Origin of the sequence: Pseudomonas sp. AL 58 (genome assembly GCF_036348395.1) — a bacterium.
GTDB lineage: Bacteria > Pseudomonadota > Gammaproteobacteria > Pseudomonadales > Pseudomonadaceae > Aquipseudomonas > Aquipseudomonas defluvii.
On the sequence record NZ_JAZBQR010000003.1, the window covers coordinates 495,233 to 513,451 of the forward strand.

The window sequence follows — 18,219 nt, forward strand, 5'->3', positions numbered from 1 at the left end:
GGCGGTGGCCATCTCTTCCCGCGAGGCGGCGCATCGCGCCGCTTCAGATGCTGAGCGCATCGTCTGGGTCGACCGCGACGATGCCGAGCTGGGGGCCATGCAACGGGCCGAGTTGCGCGAGCGCGGCTTGATCGGTCGTGGCACGTTCATTCTGCTGTTCAACTCGGCCGGGCACCTGTGCGTGCACCGGCGCACACTGAGCAAGGCGCTTTATCCGGGCTATTGGGATGTGGCCGCTGGCGGCATGGTGGCGGTGGGTGAAAGCTACGCCGCCTCGGCAGCGCGAGAGCTGGAAGAAGAATTGGGCGTAACCGGCGTTGAACTGACGGCCCATGAGCGTTTTTTCTTCGATCAGCCCGACAACCGTTTGTGGTGCGCGGTGTTCTCGGCCGTCTGGGACGGCCCCCTGCGGCTACAGCCGGAGGAGGTCAGCGAGGCTCGTTTTCTGCCCCTGGAAGCGGTCATGGCCGACAGCCTGGTGCAGCCGTATTGCCCCGATTCACTGGCCGCGTTGAAACGTTACCTCGACCGTCAATCCTGAGGTCGCTAAATCTGCCTAAAATGGCGCAGATTTGTACTTAGCATTTGCTGCATTTGTCGTTACACTGCGCGGCCTTTTAAAGCCGGGACTGTTCGCAGACCCGGTTGCGCTGCCCCTGCCAGAGTGGGGCTTCGCGGTCGGTACCTCGCTCGGGGCATCGACCAGTTTTTGTCCTCACGATAGAGGATCAAAAGTGGCCAAAAAAGCCGCATCATTCGCTGCCCTTGGCGGCCTGGTGTTCTCCACCGATGCAGGTCGGCATTGCCCGGACTGCAGCCAACCCATCGATGCCTGCATCTGCAAGCAGACGGCCATCCCTGAAGGCGATGGCATTGCTCGCGTGCGCCGCGAAAGCAAAGGCCGTGGCGGCAAGACCGTTACCACCATCAGCGGCGTGCCGCTGCCCCTCGAAGCACTCAAGGATCTGGCCAGCACGCTCAAGCGCCGCTGTGGAACCGGTGGTGCCTTGAAGGACGGTGTCATCGAGATCCAGGGCGATCATGTCGAGCTGTTACTGGCAGAACTGGTCAAACAGGGCTTCAAGGCGAAAAAATCCGGTGGCTGATCGGCCCCGTCGCGATTTTTTGCATTCCCGTTTCTAAACTCGTTCCCGTAGGAAGGGTCTACCCCTGAACACGGAAGACCGTCATTTTCAGGATTTACACTGCGCCCGCTCCGGGCTGGCCGGTGTTCTTCGATTTTTTATATAGGGGACTTCGATGTCCGTACGACGCACACGCAAAGACGATGGCAGCCAATGGACCGTTGCGGACAGCCGCAGTGTGTATGGGATCCGCCATTGGGGGGCCGGGTATTTCGCGATCAACGAGGCCGGGCGCGTCGAAGTACGCCCCAACGGGCCGGGCAGTGCGCCGATCGACCTGTTCGAGGAAGTCGATGAACTGCGCAAGAGCGGCTTGTCGCTGCCATTGCTGGTTCGTTTCCCCGACATCCTGCAAGACCGCGTACGCCAACTGACCGGTGCTTTCGACGCCAACATCGCGCGCCTGGAATACCAGAGCAAGTACACCGCGCTGTACCCGATCAAGGTCAACCAGCAGGAAGCGGTGGTGGAAAACATCATCGCCACCCAGGACGTGTCCATCGGCCTTGAGGCAGGCTCCAAGCCTGAGCTGCTGGCCGTGCTGGCGCTGGCGCCGAAGGGCGGCACCATCGTTTGCAACGGTTACAAGGACCGCGAGTTCATCCGTCTGGCGCTGATGGGCCAGAAGCTGGGCCACAACGTCTTTATCGTCATCGAGAAAGAGTCGGAAGTGGCGCTGGTGATCGAAGAAGCCGCCGAACTCAAGGTCAAGCCGCAGGTTGGCCTGCGTGTGCGCCTGTCGTCCCTGGCTTCGAGCAAATGGGCTGACACCGGTGGCGAAAAATCCAAGTTCGGCCTGTCGGCTGCACAACTGATCTCGGTGGTACAGCGCTTCCGTGATGCTGGCCTGGATCAGGGTATCCGCCTGCTGCACTTCCACATGGGTTCGCAGATCGCCAACCTGGCGGACTACCAGCACGGTTTCAAGGAGGCCATTCGCTATTATGGCGAACTGCGCGCCCTGAACCTGCCGGTCGATCACATCGACGTTGGCGGTGGCCTGGGCGTGGACTACGACGGTACCCACTCGCGCAACGCCAGTTCGATCAACTACGACATGGACGACTACGCCGGTGTCGTGGTCGGCATGCTCAAGGAGTTCTGCGATGCGCAGGGCCTGCCGCACCCGCACATCTTCTCCGAGAGCGGTCGCTCGCTGACTGCCCACCACGCCGTACTCGTGGTGCAGGTGACGGACGTTGAGAAACACAACGATGAAGTGCCGACCATCGAAGACAAGGAAAGCCTGCCGGAAACCGTGCAATGGCTGATCGACCTGCTTGGCCCGACTGACATCGAGATGGTCACCGAGACCTACTGGCGCGCCACGCACTACATGAGTGACGTCGCTACCCAGTATGCCGATGGCAAGATCACCCTGGCCCAGAAAGCCCTGGCCGAACAGTGCTACTTCGCCGTCTGCCGCCGCCTGCACAACTCGCTGAAGGCGCGCCAGCGTTCGCACCGTCAAGTGCTGGACGAACTCAACGACAAGCTGGCCGACAAGTACATCTGCAACTTCTCGGTGTTCCAGAGCCTGCCGGACACCTGGGCCATTGGCCAGGTACTGCCGATCCTGCCGTTGCACCGTCTTGACGAAGAGCCGATGCGCCGCGCTGTGCTGCAGGACCTGACCTGTGACTCCGACGGCAAGATCAACCAGTACGTCGACGAGCAGAGCATCGAGACCAGCTTGCCGGTGCATGGCATCAAAGAAGGTGAAGACTACCTGCTGGGTATCTTCCTGGTAGGTGCTTATCAGGAAATTCTGGGGGACATGCACAACCTGTTCGGTGATACCGATTCGGTGAACATCTACCAGAACCCGAACGGCAGCGTGTACCACGCCGGTATCGAAACCCACGACACCATCGAAGACATGCTGCGTTACGTGCACCTGTCGCCGGAAGAGCTGATGACGCACTACCGCGACAAGGTCGCCAGCGCCAAGATCAGTGCCCGCGAGCGCACCCAGTTCCTGGATGCCCTGCGCCTGGGCCTGACGCGTTCTTCGTACCTGTCCTCGTAACACGGCGTCGGCTGCCATCGCGGCCAAGGCCGGCTCCTACAGAGATCCGTGCAGAACACTCCATTTCTGTAGGGGCAGGCTTGCCTGCGATGGCATTGGCGGGGCGTCAGTAAGTGCGCGGCGCCCGCGTCGTTGGCAAGCCAACTCCTACAGGTATCAGTGTGGAGCACTGCATTGTCTGTGTGGCAGGCTTGCCTGCGATGGCATCAGCGGGATTTCAGTGCGTGGGTGGGCTCTTTGAACCATTCATTGCGTTGCTGCATCCGCCAGCTCATCAGGCCCAGTGTCACGCCGCGCAAGGCCATGAACAGCAGAAAACCCAGCCACAGCCCATGGTTGCCCAGCCCGCTTATGGCATAGGCAAAGGGGACGGCGAGGACGACGCTGAGCAGCATGCCGTTGCGCATTTCCCGTGCGCGGGTGGCGCCGATGAACAGGCCATCGAGCAGGTAGCTCCACACGGCGATCAACGGCAGCACTGCCAGGTACGGCAGGTACTCGAAGGCGGTTTCACGCACGCTTTGGATGTCGGTCTGCATTTCAATGAACAGGTGGCCGCCAAGCATGAACAGCAAGGCAAACCCCAGGCTCGCCAGCAACGACCAGCCCGCCGCCACGGTCAAGGATCGACGCAGGGCGGGACGGTCGCCGGCCCCGATGGCGTGACCGCAAAGCGCTTCCACGGCGTGGGCCAGGCCGTCCAGTGCATAGGCCGTGAGGAGCAAGCCGTTGAGCAGCAGGGCATTCGCTGCGACGGTGGCATCGCCCAAGCGGGCGCCCTGCACGGTGATCAGGAAGAACACCGCCTGCAAGGCCAGGCTGCGAATGAAGATGTCCCGGTTGACGCTCAGCAGCGGTCGCCAGCTCTGCCAGCGGCGTAGCGCTGCCCAGGCCAGGTTGCCCGGGTAGGCGCGCAGGGCCGGGCGGGTCAAGGCCAGGCCGAGCAGGGCAGCGCTCCACTCGGCGACCACCGAAGCCCGCGCCGAGCCGATAACGCCCCAGTCCAGGCCCATCACGAACCAGAGGTTGAGCACGATGTTCAGCAGGTTGGTGGTCAGCAGGATCGCCAGCGGTGCACGCGCATTCTGGGTGCCGAGGAACCAGCCTACCAGGGCGAAGCTGGCCAGGGCGGCCGGCAGGCCGAGCAAGCGGGTCTGGAAAAAGTCATGGGTGGTTTGTGCCAGCGCCTGCGAGGGTTGCATCACGCTCAACGCCAGGTGGCTGAAGGGGATCGCCAGCAGGCCCAGCAACAGTGCAAAGCACAGCGCCAGTGCCAGCCCTTGCAGCAGTACCTGGCGCAAGGCAGCGCCGTCCTCACGGCCGGCGGCTTGTGCGGCAAAGCCGGTAGTGCCCATGCGCAGGAAGCCCATCACCCAGGCCAGGACGGTATAGAGGCTGGCACCGACAGCCACGGCACCGAGTTGGTGGGCATGGGGCAGGTGGCCGATCACGGCACTGTCGACCAAGGCCACCAGCGGTACGGAGATGTTCGAAAGAATCATCGGCGCGGCCAGCGCCCACACGTTACGGTGGGTAGGTCGGTCGCGCCAATCGGCGATCAGTGAGGTCATGCAGGCTCCTTGTCAGCCCGCATTGTAGTGGACAGACGGCACTAATGGGCCGACAGGCGGTCTGAGCGCCTGGCCTGTGGCTAAAGCGTGCATTTGCGCACGCTTGCCCTGGTGCTGATGAGATATAGTTCACCCCTTAAAGACACTGCTGCCCAAGAGAGTTCATCTCCCATGTTCAACAAAGGATTGTTGCTGGCCTGTGCGCTGGCGCTATTGAGTGCCTGTGACTCGTCATCCGTGGATAAACCCGCGCCTGCACCGGCAGAGAAGGCGGCGCCCAGCGCGCCCAAGCCCGCACGTGAAGATGCGGCAACCCTGGCTCAACGCTACGCCGGACGCGAGTTGAGCGTGGTGGATGTGTCCGAGGTGCAGTTGGATGGCTCGAGCACCTTGTCGGTGTCGTTCAGCGCACCACTGGACGCTCAGCAGCCATTCGCCGAGCGCCTGCACCTGGTCGATACGGTAAAGGGCAAGGTTGACGGTGCCTGGGAACTCTCCGATAACCAGATGGAGCTGCGACTGCGGCACCTGGAGCCCAAGCGCAAACTGGTGCTGACCATCGACGCCGGGCTGTTGGCGGTGAATGGCAAGCGCCTGGCTGCCGAGTCGGTCAGCCGCCTGGAAACCCGCGACCTGGAGCCGACTGTCGGTTTCGCCAGCCGCGGCTCGCTGTTGCCGACCCGCGTGGCCGAAGGCCTGCCGGTGATCGCGCTGAACGTCGACAAGGTCGATGTCGAATTTTTCCGGATCAAGCCTGAAGCGCTGCCGACCTTCCTGGGGCAGTGGGGCCGCAACAGCAGCCTGCAGACCTATGAGTCCCGCGAGCTGTTGCCGATGGCCGAGTTGGTCTATGGCGGTCGTTTCGACCTGAACCCGGCGCGCAATACCCGTGAAACCCTGCTGTTGCCGATCGCGGGCCTCAAGCCGCTGCAACAACCGGGGGTTTATCTGGCGGTCATGCGTGCCTCGGGTACCTACAACTACTCGCAGCCGGCCACGCTGTTCACCCTCAGTGACATCGGCCTGTCGGCGCACCGTTATCAGAACCGCCTCGATGTGTTTACCCAGGCGCTGGAGGGCGGTAAGGCCCTCAGCGGCGTGGAGGTCGAACTGCTCGACAACGAGGGCCGTGTGCTGGGCCAGGGCAAGACCGATGGCAGCGGCCATGCGCAGTTGCCGGCAGCGGCCAAGGCTGAAGTGCTGTTGGCCAAGCAGGCTGAACACACCACGATGCTGCGGCTGAACAACGCCGCGCTGGACCTGGCCGAGTTCGACATCACCGGGCCTCTGGCCAACCCTTTGCAGTTTTTCGTGTTTGGTCCGCGTGACCTTTATCGCCCGGGTGAGACGGTGCTGCTCAACGCGCTGCTGCGTGATCAGGACGGTAAGCCGGTCAAGCCGCAACCGGTCACGGTAGAAGTGCGTCGCCCGGATAACCAGATCAGCCGCAAGTTTGTCTGGGAACCGGGTAGCGAGGGCCTTTATCAATACGCCCTGCAACTGGCTGGCGAAGCGCCGACCGGGCGTTGGGAGTTGCTCTTCGACTTCGGCGGCGGTCAGCGACAGGTCTACGGCTTCATGGTCGAGGACTTCCTGCCCGAGCGTCTGGCGCTTGAACTCAAAGGCAGCCCGACACCCCTGAGCCCTGATGAAACTGCCGAGATATCGGTCAATGGCCGTTACCTCTACGGCGCCCCAGCGTCGGGCAATCGCCTGAGCGGCCAGGCCTACATCCGCCCACTGCGTGAGGCGGTGCCGGCCTTGCCCGGCTATCAGTTCGGTTCGGTCACCGAGCAGGAGTTGAGCCAGGATCTGGAGCTGGACGAAACGACCCTGGATGCCTCCGGTGATGCCACGCTGAGCATCGAGAGCAAATGGTCCGAAGCCCGTTCGCCTTTGCAGTTGACGGTGCAGGCAAGCCTGCAGGAGTCCGGAGGCCGGCCAATCACTCGCCGGCTTGAACAGCCGATCTGGCCTGCCGAGCGGCTGCCGGGGCTGCGTGGCCTGTTTGACGGTGAGGAAACCGACGGTGACGGCCCGGTCGAGTTTGAACTGCTTGTCGCCGATCGCAACGGCAACAAGCTGGCGGTGGATAACCTGCGCGTGCGCCTGGTGCAGGAGCGCCGTGACTACTACTGGAACTACTCCGAAAGCGATGGCTGGAGCTACAACTTCAATGAGAAGTACCTGACCCAGAGTGAAGAAACCGTCAGCATCAAGGCCGGCGGTACCGCCAAGATCAGCTTTCCGGTCGCGTGGGGCCCGTACCGTGTCGAGGTGGAAGATCCGCGCACCGGGCTGGTCAGCAGCCTGCGTTTCTGGGCCGGCTACCGCGCCCAGGACAACACCGACGGCGGCGCCGTACGCCCAGACCAGGTCAAGCTGGCGCTGGACAAGAAAGCCTATGCCGATGGCGACACCGCCACGGTCACCGTGACCCCGCCTGCTGCAGGCAAGGGTTACTTGATGGTCGAGTCCGCCGATGGCCCGCTGTGGTGGGAGGAAATCGACGTGCCGGCCGAAGGCAAGGCCTTCGAGGTCAAGCTGGACCGCAAGTGGGCGCGGCACGATCTGTATGTCAGCGCCTTGGTGATTCGTCCGGGTGAGCGCAAGGCCAACGTCACGCCCAAGCGTGCCGTCGGTATTCTGCACCTGCCACTGGAGCGTGCCGAGCGTAAGCTGGCGGTCAGCCTGACGGCGCCAGAGAAGATGCGTCCCAAGCAACCCCTGACGGTCAAGGTACAGGCGCGTAACGCCGATGGCAGTGTGCCGAAACAGGTGCATGTGCTGCTGGCAGCGGTGGACGTTGGCATTCTCAACATCACAGAGTACGCAACGCCTGACCCATTTGCCGCGATGTTCGGGCGCAAGGCCTATGGGGCCGATCAACTGGACATTTACGGCCAGTTGATCGAAGCCGGTCAGGGCCGCCTGGCCAGCCTGGCATTCGGTGGTGACGCCGGCCTGACCAAAGGTGGCAAACGCCCGGACACCAGCGTCACCATCGTTGCCCTGCAAAGCGCGCCGGTGACCCTGAACGAGAAGGGTGAAGGCCAGGCCAGTGTCGATATCCCGGATTTCAACGGTGAGCTGCGGGTGATGGCCCAGGCCTGGACCGAAGACCGCTTCGGCATGGCCGAGGCCAAGACTGTCGTCGCCGCGCCGCTGATTGCCGAGCTGTCGGCGCCGCGCTTCCTTGCCGGTGGTGATCGCACCACCCTGGCGCTGGACCTGTCGAACCTCTCCGGCAAGGCACAGAACCTTACCGTGCAGTTCAGCGCTGACGGTCAGCTCAGCCTGATGCGCGCCGCCGAGCAGCAAGTGCCGTTGGCTGAAGGCCAGCGCAAGACCTTGCTGATTCCGGTGCAGGCCGTTGGTGGCTTGGGGCAAGGGCAGGTCAAGGTGCAGGTGCAAGGCCTGGTGCTGCCAGGCGAGCCGAACACCGTGTTCAGCCGGGAGTGGACCTTGGGCATACGCCCGGCGTACCCGGCGCTGCTCAAGCATTACCGCGCGACGCTCAACGATCAGCCATGGAGCCTGCCGCAGTCGGAGCTGGCGGTGTTCGAGCCGGCCGGCCTTGAGGCGAGCCTGGCCTTGTCCAGCCGCCCACCGCTGAACCTTGGCGAGCAGATTCGCGCGCTGGAAGCCTACCCGTATGGCTGTGCCGAGCAGACCACCAGCGGCCTGTACCCCTCGCTCTATGCCGATGACGCGACACTTAAACGCCTGGGCCTGAAAGGCGAGGCTGCGGATAAACGTCAGCGCAAGATCGAAGTCGGTATTGAGCGTTTGCTGGGCATGCAGCGCTACAACGGCAGCTTCGGCCTGTGGAGTGCCGACGGCGAGGAAGAATACTGGTTGACCGCCTATGTCACCGACTTCCTCCTGCGTGCCCGCGATCAAGGCTATGCGGTACCGGCCGAAGCCTTGAAGAAGGCCAGTGAGCGTCTGCTGCGTTACGTGCAGGAGCGTAACCTGATCGAGGTACGCTACAGCCAGAACGCCGAGCACAGCCGCTTCGCCGTGCAGGCGTACGCCGCGCTGGTATTGGCGCGCAGCCAGCAAGCGCCACTGGGCGCCCTGCGCAGTTTGTTCGAGCGTCGCAGCGATGCGCGCTCCGGCCTGCCGCTGGTGCAGTTGTCCGTTGCCCTGGACAAGATGGGTGACAAACCGCGTGCCGAACAGGCCATGCAGGCCGGGCTGGCGGTTACCCGTGATAGCCGCTACTGGCTGGGCGACTATGGTAGCCCGCTACGGGATCAGGCCTTGATTCTGGCCCTGCTGGAAGAAAATAACCTGGCGGCGGGCAAGCGTGAGGCTCGGTTGTTCGAGCTGTCGGACCTGTTGGCGGCCAATCGCTGGTTGTCGACGCAGGAGCGCAACGCCCTGTTCCTGGCCGGGCGCGGTTTGCTCGGCAAGCCAGAGCAACCCTGGACCGCTCGCCTGGAGGCTGGCGGCGAGGTGCGAGAGCTGAGCCAGGCACAGCCTGCAGTGAAGCTTGAAAGCACCGCGCTGGCCCAGTCGTTGACCGTGCAGAACAACGGTGACCAGACCCTGTACCAGCAACTGACCTTGTCGGGTTATCCACAGGTGGCGCCACCGGCCGGTGGCGAGAACCTGAGTATCCGCCGCGATTACCTGGGCATGAACGGCCAGCCGTTGGACCTTAATGGCCTGAAGAGCGGCCAACTGGTGTTGGTGCACCTGGCGGTGAGTGCCAGTCAGCGTGTGCCGGATGCCTTGGTGGTCGACCTGCTGCCTGCCGGCCTGGAGCTGGAGAACCAGAACCTGGCGCAAAGCGCGGCCAGCCTGGACAACGCCAGCAGTGCGGTGAAGGAGTGGCACAGTGCGATGCAGAACGCGACCTTGCTGCATCAGGAATTCCGTGACGATCGTTATGTCGCGGCGGTGGACCTGGACGGATACGGCACCACGCACCTGCTGTACCTGGCCCGTGCAGTGACCCCGGGTGTTTACCGGGTGCCACCGCCACAGGTCGAGTCGATGTACCGGCCAAACTGGCAGGCGGTCGGCGAGGCGCGTGGGTCGTTGGTGGTCAAGGAGCGCTGAGTCTGCTGGCAGGTGCCTACAGGGTGATATCTGTCCTGTAGGCACCGGCCTTGCCGGCGAGGGTGGTCAATGCACCACCCAGCTCAGAATCCACAACCCCAGCAGCAACCAGATGATCCCGATAATGATCGAGGCGCGCATGAATGCGCGAACCGCCGAGTACAGCACCAGCAGCCCGACGATCAGCGTGAGGATGCTGACCAGCGAGGTGTCCATGCCCAAGGTGCGCGAAAGGCCTTCGATAAAGCTGCCGCCAGCGTTGGACAGCAGGCTGAACAGGCCATTGAGGCCATCCACTACAAAGCGGATCAAGGCGCCCAGCGCTTGGCCGAGCCATTCGAAAAAACCTTCTACATGCATAATCGCTTCCTGATAATCATCATGGCAGTTTCGCCATTTTCCAGCCTTTGGCCACTCACGGGCCGGCTCGGTTCCCTGTGCCCGGAACAAGGTGTCGGCACGTGATGTTCAGCGTAGTTCGCCCTGATAGTCGCACGGGTAGATGGCTTGCGGGCATCGCGGCGGGTGGGTTGCTGCTGTGCGCGCTGTTATGGCTTGCCGACCGTATCTGGCCGCTGCCGTTGCCTGCGGATGATCTGGCCCGGGTGGTGCTGGCGGAGGATGGTACACCGTTGTGGCGCTTCGCCGATGCCGATGGCGTGTGGCGCTATCCGATCACCCCTGAGCAGGTGTCGCCCCTGTACCTGCAGGCCTTGCTGACCTACGAGGACCGCTGGTTCTATCGCCATCCCGGGGTGAACCCCTTGGCCTTGGGGCGCGCTGTCTGGCAGAACCTGCAGGGTGGCCGCGTGGTGTCCGGTGGCAGCACCTTGTCGATGCAGGTGGCGCGACTGCTCGACCCGCATGCCAGAACGCTGCCCGGCAAGTTGCGCCAGCTCTGGCGTACCGCGCAGTTGGAGTGGCACCTGTCCAAGGACGAGATCCTGCAGATCTACCTCAACCGCGCGCCCTTTGGCGGCACATTGCAAGGGGTCGCGGCAGCAAGCTGGGCGTACCTGGGCAAGTCACCTCAACAACTGACCCCGGCCGACGCCGCGCTGTTGGCGGTGTTGCCGCAAGCACCAAGCCGCCTGCGCCCTGATCGTCACCCGCAGCGTGCCCAGGCTGCACGTGACAAGGTGCTGCAGCGGCTGGCCGAATACCGGGTGTGGCCTGAGCAACAGGTTGCCGAAGCGGCACAGGAACCACTGTTGCTGGCGGCACGTCAGGAGCCGACACTGGCCCCGCTGTTGGCCCGGCGCTTGAACCGTCCGGGCAGCCCGCCATTGATCCGCACCACCCTCGATGCCGCCCTGCAACGCCGTCTGGAGGACCTGCTGCTGGGGTGGCGCGCGCGCCTGCCTGAACGTACGTCGGCAGCGATTCTGGTGGTCGAGTCGCAGACCATGGCCGTGCGCGCTTACTTGGGCTCGGTCGATCTCGGCGATACCCGGCGCTTCGGTCATGTCGACATGATCAGTGCCCTGCGCTCACCCGGCTCGACCCTCAAGCCGTTCCTGTTCGGAATGGCGCTTGATGAAGGGTTGATTCACTCCGAGTCGCTGCTGCAGGACGTACCTCGGCGTTACGGCGACTACCGTCCCGGCAATTTTTCTCAGGGTTTCAGCGGGCCGGTTTCGGCCAGTTCGGCGCTGGCCTTGTCTCTGAACCTGCCCGCGGTGCAATTGCTTGAAGCCTATGGGCCGAAACGCTTTGCCGCGCAAATGCGTCAGGGCGGCATGCCGTTGACGTTGCCACCACTGGCCGAGCCCAACCTGTCGTTGATCCTGGGCGGTGCGGGCAGCCGCCTGGAGGATCTGGTCAGCGGTTACAGTGCCTTTGCCCGCAACGGCATGAGTGCCGCGCTGCGTTTGCAGCCCGACGACCCACTGCTGGAGCGGCGCCTGTTGTCGCCGGGTGCGGCGTGGATCACGCGGCGCATTCTCAGTGGCCAGGCCCGCCCAGACCTCGACCCCCATGCCGAGTTGGTGCAGCGGCCACAACTGGCCTGGAAGACGGGCACCAGTTATGGCTTTCGTGACGCCTGGTCGATTGGCGTTGGCCCACGCTACCTGATCGGGATCTGGATCGGGCGCCCCGATGGTACACCGGTGCCGGGCCAGTTTGGCTTGGCCTCGGCGGCGCCGTTGATGCTGCAGGTGCATGACGTGTTGAGTAACCGCGACAGCCAGCGCGGCATCACCGCACCGGTAGCAGCCGTACCAGCCAACGTTGGGGTGGCAGCGATCTGCTGGCCACTGGGCCAGCCGATGGCCCGGCAGGATGACAACTGTCGGCGGCAGCGTTTCGCCTGGACGCTTGATGGCACCACGCCGCCGACGTTGCAGGCGCTTGATCAGCCCTTGAGTGTGGGCTTGCTGGAAAAGGTCTGGGTCAATGACCAGGGCTTGCGTGTCGATGCGGCGTGCCCCGGTGCTCATGCTCGCGACATCGCCTTGTGGCCTGCGCCACTGGAACCGTGGTTGCCCCGGGTGGAGCGACGCGAGGCACGGTTGCCGGCCATTGATCCACGGTGCCCGCCGAAGGTGCCGGACGCCACCGCGCCGTTGTCGATTGTTGGTGTGCGCAACGGCGACCAATTGCGCCGACCGGCGACCAGTCGCGACGCGCTGCAACTGAAAGTGTCGGCCTTGGGTGGCAGTGGCCAGCGCTGGTGGTTCCTCAACGGCGCGCCGGTGGGCGAGACCGCCGCACAGGATAGCCTCACGGTCAGTTTCGAGCAGGCCGGCCGGTATGAGTTGAGTACACTCGACGCCAGCGGGCAGACCGCACGCATCGAGTTTCAGGTCAACGACTGAGCTTCAGTCTATTCAGCCGCGACGAATCATCCAGACGCCGGCCAGTACCAGCAGCAAGCCGGCGACCTTGCCCAGGCTGGCCGGCGCTTCGCGAAAGCCGGCCCAGCCGAAATGGTCGAGGGTCAAGGCCATTGCCAACTGTCCAGCCAGTACCAGCGCCATGAACAGCAATGCGCCGATGCGCGGGCCGGCAAAGGCGGCCGTTGTAATGAAAAAGGCACCCAGCAGACCGCCGCACCAGTGCCACCAGGTCAGGCTCTTGAGTGCGTTGAAACCAGGCACTTCGCGCTGCAGCAACACCAGCGCAAGCAGCGCTACCGTGCCGACACCAAAGGAAATCAGGGCGGCTGCGAGCACGCTGGACACCTGTTTGGCCAACTGGCCGTTGATACCGGCTTGCAGCGGCAGAAAGGCGCCAGCGACGAACGGCAGGCAGAGCAGCCACCAGGCAGGGGCGGGCATGGCAATCTCCAGAAAAAAGGGGCGCGGATTATAACGGCAGGCGGCGAGGGGTGCTCGTCTTGCCTCTGGCAACTGTAGACCGTATGGCCAATTAGACGGTTGTTCGGGCAACACCTACGCTTGGGTTAGACGAAACGCACCGTCGAGCCGCCCCGTACATTCAGGGTCAAGGAGTGTCCTATGCGTTCGATGACCCTCGCATTGCTGGGCCTTTCCTGGGGGTGTGGCGTGTGCGCCGACGCCCTGCAGAATGACCTCAATCGCAGTGCGATCGAACGCTACCTGCCAACGTCCAACCTGCCGATCGATGCCTATCGCCCGGTCGCAGCCGATGTGTTTGTCGCGCCTGCGAAGCCGCCTTTATTGCGTTTGCCGACCGGTACCCGGGTGTGGTTTCGAAAGGTGCATTTTGAGGGCGGTACGGTCTACCCACTGAGTGATTTGAAAGACAACTATCAGGACCTGATAGAACGCGCCGTCACCCTTGACGAGGTGCTTGAGGCCACGGCGCGATTGACCGAGCGTTATCACCGTGATGGCTATTTTCTGTCTTATGCGGTGGTGCCGGATCAGGACTTCAGTGAAGGTTCCTTGCGGGTAGTACTGGTTGAAGGCTACGTGCGCGACGTTGAACTGCGCGGTGATGTCGGCCCTGTGTCGGCCTATGTGACACGCCTGGCAGACAGGATCAGAGCGGAAAAACCACTGACCCAGCAGACCTTTGAGCGTTACACCAGCTTGATGAACCACATCCCAGGCGTGACCCTGAAAGGCTTGTTGAGCCCCGCCAGCCCGTCGGACGGTGCTGCCCGGTTGATCGTCAGGGCATCGCGCCAACCCTTGGCGGCGGCAGTGGTACTGAACGATGGCAGCCGTGCAGACCCTCAAGCGCTATTGAGCCTGGACAGCCAGTCGCAGACGGCGCTGGGTGAGCAATTGAGTGTTCGTGGCTTGTTTGCGCCGGGCGATGATCATCAGCGTTACTACCGTCTCGACTATGCCCAGTACCTGGACAGCGAGGGCAGCCAGTTGAACCTGGCTGCCTCGACCTTCCGCACGGAGTCGGACACGCCGCTACACCTTCGCAATGGCCAGGAGCTGCTGCGGGATTGGCGTAGCGACACCGTATCGGCGGGGCTGAGCCAGCCACTGATTGCCGCACCTGACGAATGGCTGAATGTTGCGGCAAGGCTCTACGCGGTGCGTGACCGCATTGACTATCGGGCTGACGGTACGCCGCTCAATACCTCAACGGATACCGATACCCGTGTGCTCAGCTTTGAGGGGGATTGGCGCAAGGCTCATGAGCGGCAACTGCGGATGATCAGTGGAGGTGTGTACCAGGGGCTTGATTACCTAGGGGCCAAAACCAACAGCGATTACGACCTGGATTTTTTGCGCCTGCGCGTGTCCGGCGTCCAGCGTGACCGTTTCTTCGACAATTGGCAGGGTGTGGCCTCGGGGGCTCTGTACTGGAGCGACGACAGCCTGCCGGACAGTGAACGGGCCGTGTTTGGTGGGCGGTATTTTGGGCGAGGTTACCCGGTCGACCAGGCCTCGGGCGATAAAGGATGGGGCTTGGCTTATGAGGTCAACTACAGCGTCATGGGGGAGGGTGGCCTACTGAACGTGGTGCAACCCTATGCTGTGCTGGATACCGCCCAGGCCTGGTTCAACAAACTGGATGTACGCAGTGCGCACCTGGCATCGCTGGCGCTGGGGGTGCGCATGGGGGATTTGCGTGACTACAACCTGTCACTGGAGATCGCCAAACCTTTGGCCGATGCAGCGTTTGACAGCGTCGATCGGCAGCCGCGTTTTACCGTGAGCGTCAGCCTGAAGTTGTAAACCTGTACGGGATGGCATTTCGTTTTCCTTGCGCTACCGTCAATTAACGAAGCCATTGAATGCCGCTGCAGGGTTGGGGCGCTGCCTGAAAAGACACTGTGAGTGGTCGTTTGAGCAGAGGGGGCCGACATGAGTAGTCGCATTACCATTAGTCTGGTGAGGGCGTTTCTGCTGGGGGCGCTTGTGGCCTGTTTCTGCGGGCAGGTGCTCAGTCGGGATCCTGGCGTATCGGAGGCCGTGCCGGTGTTCATGAGTGAGCGGTTGATCGTACCGCCCTCAGGCAATTTTCAACGTCTTGAACAGGTTCTGGGGCGCAGAATCTGGCGGGCACTGGCCGCCGGTCCCTGGCAGGAAGCGTGTCATTTTGAAGCGCGAGCGCTAAGCAGGGGCGGTTCGGTTACTGGATCCACACCGCAGCCAGAAGAAAGCCTGCCATCAGGAACGGTGCGAAGGGCTGTTTGCTCGACGACGCTTCACGCAGTTGCGTGAGGCGTTTTTTCACTCGCAGGCTCAAGAGCGACCACAGCCAGCGCCGGCTCAATAGCCAGATCACCAAGGCCACGCCCGCACCGATAAAGGTGCCCAGGACATGCATCTTGTCGGTGGCCAGTGCCAACGCGGCGAGCAGCTTGACGTCACCCGCACCCACATGGCCAAGCATGTAGCCGGGCAAGGTCAGCAGCATGACCAAGGCCAGCGCCCAGCCGCCTTCGCTGGCGTCGGCGCCTATCCAGGTATGCCCGGTGGTGAACAGGTAAGCCAGTGCGCACGTGGCGGCACCCAGCGTCAGGGTATCGGCGACCTGGCGTTCACGTACATCCTGTTCGGCACACAAGGCGAGCCACAGCAGCAGGACGATGCTTTGCATGGGTGAGTTGCCATCCTTTTCGATGATTGATTCTAGGAGCCGTCTGCGCTCTCTTTCAGGGTAGACGCCTTCAGCCACGGCGGAAAAAAAAGCTCAGCGCGGTGGGTAGTTGGCCAGGACCTTGGCGACGGTTTGCTGGATCGCACTGCTGCGCTCTGCAGGGCTGGGCGGGTAGTTGCTCATGACGTGTTCAGCGCTGCCGCGCCAGACCAGCTTGCCGTCGCGACCGTCGAACAGGTCGACCTGAATGGTGGCCACCGTGTAGTCGACGCTGCGGGTTTCGTTGTAGGCCGGCCCGCCCCAGTAGCCGCCCCAATAGCCGTTCCATGCGCCACCATAGTTGGTCGTGACCTGCTGCTGGCGGTTTTCGACGATCAGGTAGGCCTGTACGCTCAGATCGGCATGGCTGCTGCCTTGCGCTGGGCGCAGGCCGCGTTGATCGAGCTGACCACTGATGGCCTGGCGAATGCGTTGCTCGGTCAAGTCACTCTGGATGCGCGGATCGTCGGGCCGGTACTGCAAGGCCGGTTCTTTCCAGGCCCAGCTACGGTAGCTGGCGAAGTCTCGGCTGGCGTCGAAGTCCTGGGTGACATTGTTGCTCTGGCAAGCACTCAACAGGGCAAACAAGGCAAGTAACGCAATACGGCGGAACATGACGGTTCTCCGGTGGCCTCTACAACCTAACTGGGAGGATAACCCTCCAGTGCTTTGTTAATTGCGCTACGCACTGCATCGGCACGGCCCCGCTCGGAGCTCGGGTTCGCGGCTTCGGCGCTGGCACTCCAGACCGCTTGGCCATTGTTGGCGTCGAACAGGTGCAGGCGCACCACTAACACTTCGATTTCGTAGGTCCGCACGATGGGGACGCTGGTGTACATGCCATAACCGCCGTGGTGACCATAGCCATAACCGCTGTACCCATAGCCACCATAAGGGTAGTCGTCCTCACGAACCTGGCGCAGGCGTTTTTCCACACTGAGGCTGGCGCTGACCTGCAGGTCGGCGGGCTGCTCGCGGGAGGGCCGTAGGCCGTGTTGGTCAAGTGCGTTACTGACCGCCTCGGCCAGTTGCGCCGGATCGGCGATGCTACTGCCATCGGGCAGTTGGCCATTGCGCCAGCTCCAGCTGCGGTAGTGCGCATAATCACGGTTCGCTGCCGGGTAGGCGCTGGCATCGAAGGTGTTGGCTGCATGCGCGGGTGCTGGCGGCATTGGCAGAGCGCTGGCGACATAGGGGTTGCTGCCCTGACAGCCAACCAAGGCCAGGCAGATCAGGCTCGCAGCAACAGGACGGTACGACATGTCGTGCTCCAGTCGACCCGCTACAGGGGCCGGCAGATCCAGTGCAGGTAGCGGCCCAGCCCGGCGAACACCGGATGGCGGCGATGCGCCAGTTCCATTTCCAGCAGGTCGCTCAACGCGGCCTTGGCCTGGAATTCGCTCGGCATGTAGTCGTGGAAAACCCGCACGCCGCTTTCGTTTTCAACCTGCCACAGGCGTTCAAGGTGCACCTTGAGTTCGCGTGGATCAAGTGGTTTTTGCGGGGTCAGACTCTGCTTTTCGCCAGCCATGCTGTTGCGCCGCATTTTGCGGAAATGGCCCTTGAGCAGGTTGCGGTACACCAAGGCATCACGGTTGTAGAACGCCAACGACAACCAGCCACCGGGGCGTGTCAGTTGATGCAGGACCGGCAGAATGGCCTCGGGCTCGGCCAGCCATTCAAGCACGGCGTGGCATAACACCAGGTCATAGGGCTCGGTGAGTTGGCCGAGCAGGTCTTGCCAGGGGGCCTGGATGAACGTGGCGTGTTGGCCTGCGTCGGCAAAACGTGCCCGGGCACCGTCAAGCATCGGCGCGGCGGGCTCGGCCAGGGTTACCTGGTGGCCGCGCTCAGCCAGCCACAAGGCCATATGGCCCAGGCCTGCACCAATATCAAGAACGCGTAGTGGGCGCTCTGGCAGGCTCTCGACAAGGTCGGCCTGGAGTACCGCCAGACGAATCGCACCTTTGGCTCCGCCGTAGATCTTTTCGGCAAAACGGGTCGCCAGCTCATCGAAGTGACGGTCATTCATCGGGCGAAACGCCTCTCGCTGTCAGCCAACTTGAGTGTGACGACCTGCTCCATGTCCAGGCCTAGTTCACTGCACAGTAATAGCAGGTAGAGGACGACATCGCCGACTTCCTGGCCGGCGTGTTCCAGTTGCTCCCTGGAGAGTTGGCGCGACTGGTCTTCGCTCAGCCACTGGAAAATTTCGACCAGTTCGGCCATTTCAACGCTGGCCGCCATGGCCAGGTTTTTCGGGCTATGAAAGCCGCGCCAGTCGTTGTTGTCACGAATGCGGTGCAGTCGCTCGGTCAATGCTTGCAAATTCATGGGGTAGTCTCCTCAGGCTGCATAGCTTCAGCCT

At 62.8% G+C, this 18,219-nt stretch carries 14 protein-coding genes; 6 read left to right on the top strand and 8 right to left on the bottom strand.

Annotated elements, in window-relative coordinates; translation table 11 throughout:
* Positions 1–4: 4 nt before the first annotated feature.
* From UIA24_RS05220 to speA, 3 genes are all read left to right on the top strand, one after another.
* Positions 5–541, top strand: coding sequence for an NUDIX hydrolase (locus UIA24_RS05220; protein ID WP_099773444.1), 537 nt, complete (start codon positions 5–7; stop codon positions 539–541).
* A 193-nt stretch (positions 542–734) separates the two neighbouring features.
* On the top strand, positions 735–1,106 hold the full coding sequence (locus tag UIA24_RS05225; RefSeq protein WP_065757957.1) for a translation initiation factor Sui1: 372 nt from the start codon (positions 735–737) through the stop codon (positions 1,104–1,106).
* Between the two features lie 154 nt (positions 1,107–1,260).
* Positions 1,261–3,174 (top strand): arginine decarboxylase, encoded by a 1,914-nt coding sequence (gene speA / locus UIA24_RS05230; RefSeq protein ID WP_330522339.1) that lies wholly within the window; start codon positions 1,261–1,263, stop codon positions 3,172–3,174.
* 206 nt (positions 3,175–3,380) lie between these two features.
* Here speA and UIA24_RS05235 read toward each other — a convergent pair whose 3' ends face one another.
* Entirely contained in the window at positions 3,381–4,745 is a 1,365-nt protein-coding gene (locus UIA24_RS05235) for an MATE family efflux transporter (protein WP_330522340.1), read from the bottom strand.
* Positions 4,746–4,916: 171 nt separating this feature from the next.
* Here UIA24_RS05235 and UIA24_RS05240 point away from each other — a divergent pair, with 171 nt between their 5' ends.
* On the top strand, positions 4,917–9,815 hold the full coding sequence (locus UIA24_RS05240; protein ID WP_330522341.1) for an alpha-2-macroglobulin family protein: 4,899 nt from the start codon (positions 4,917–4,919) through the stop codon (positions 9,813–9,815).
* Between the two features lie 66 nt (positions 9,816–9,881).
* On the opposite strand, the gene UIA24_RS05245 is transcribed toward UIA24_RS05240, so the two are convergent.
* Entirely contained in the window at positions 9,882–10,175 is a 294-nt protein-coding gene (locus UIA24_RS05245) for a hypothetical protein (protein ID WP_065757961.1), read from the bottom strand.
* Between the two features lie 104 nt (positions 10,176–10,279).
* Here UIA24_RS05245 and pbpC point away from each other — a divergent pair, with 104 nt between their 5' ends.
* Positions 10,280–12,634, top strand: coding sequence for a peptidoglycan glycosyltransferase PbpC (pbpC, locus tag UIA24_RS05250; protein ID WP_330522342.1), 2,355 nt, complete (start codon positions 10,280–10,282; stop codon positions 12,632–12,634).
* Positions 12,635–12,646: 12 nt separating this feature from the next.
* Here pbpC and UIA24_RS05255 read toward each other — a convergent pair whose 3' ends face one another.
* Complete coding sequence (locus tag UIA24_RS05255; RefSeq protein WP_065757963.1) at positions 12,647–13,096, bottom strand: DMT family transporter; 450 nt, start codon at positions 13,094–13,096, stop codon at positions 12,647–12,649.
* Between the two features lie 180 nt (positions 13,097–13,276).
* Between UIA24_RS05255 and UIA24_RS05260 the strand changes: the two genes are divergently transcribed.
* Positions 13,277–14,944, top strand: a complete 1,668-nt coding sequence (locus UIA24_RS05260) for a ShlB/FhaC/HecB family hemolysin secretion/activation protein (protein ID WP_330522344.1) — start codon at positions 13,277–13,279, stop codon at positions 14,942–14,944.
* A gap of 397 nt (positions 14,945–15,341) precedes the next feature.
* Here the strand turns inward: UIA24_RS05260 and UIA24_RS05265 are convergent, their stop codons facing one another.
* From UIA24_RS05265 to UIA24_RS05285, 5 genes are all read right to left on the bottom strand, one after another.
* Positions 15,342–15,812, bottom strand: a complete 471-nt coding sequence (locus tag UIA24_RS05265) for a prepilin peptidase (protein ID WP_099773448.1) — start codon at positions 15,810–15,812, stop codon at positions 15,342–15,344.
* Between the two features lie 93 nt (positions 15,813–15,905).
* Positions 15,906–16,466, bottom strand: coding sequence for a DUF4136 domain-containing protein (locus UIA24_RS05270; protein WP_330522345.1), 561 nt, complete (start codon positions 16,464–16,466; stop codon positions 15,906–15,908).
* A gap of 26 nt (positions 16,467–16,492) precedes the next feature.
* On the bottom strand, positions 16,493–17,113 hold the full coding sequence (locus UIA24_RS05275) for a DUF4136 domain-containing protein (RefSeq protein WP_330522346.1): 621 nt from the start codon (positions 17,111–17,113) through the stop codon (positions 16,493–16,495).
* A gap of 20 nt (positions 17,114–17,133) precedes the next feature.
* Positions 17,134–17,883 carry a methyltransferase gene (locus UIA24_RS05280; protein ID WP_065757968.1) on the bottom strand — a complete coding sequence of 250 codons (750 nt, stop codon included), beginning with the start codon at positions 17,881–17,883 and terminating at the stop codon, positions 17,134–17,136.
* Complete coding sequence (locus UIA24_RS05285; protein ID WP_065757969.1) at positions 17,880–18,185, bottom strand: MazG-like family protein; 306 nt, start codon at positions 18,183–18,185, stop codon at positions 17,880–17,882. The genes UIA24_RS05280 and UIA24_RS05285 overlap by 4 nt, the downstream gene beginning before the upstream one ends.
* Between the last annotated feature and the right edge of the window lie 34 nt (positions 18,186–18,219).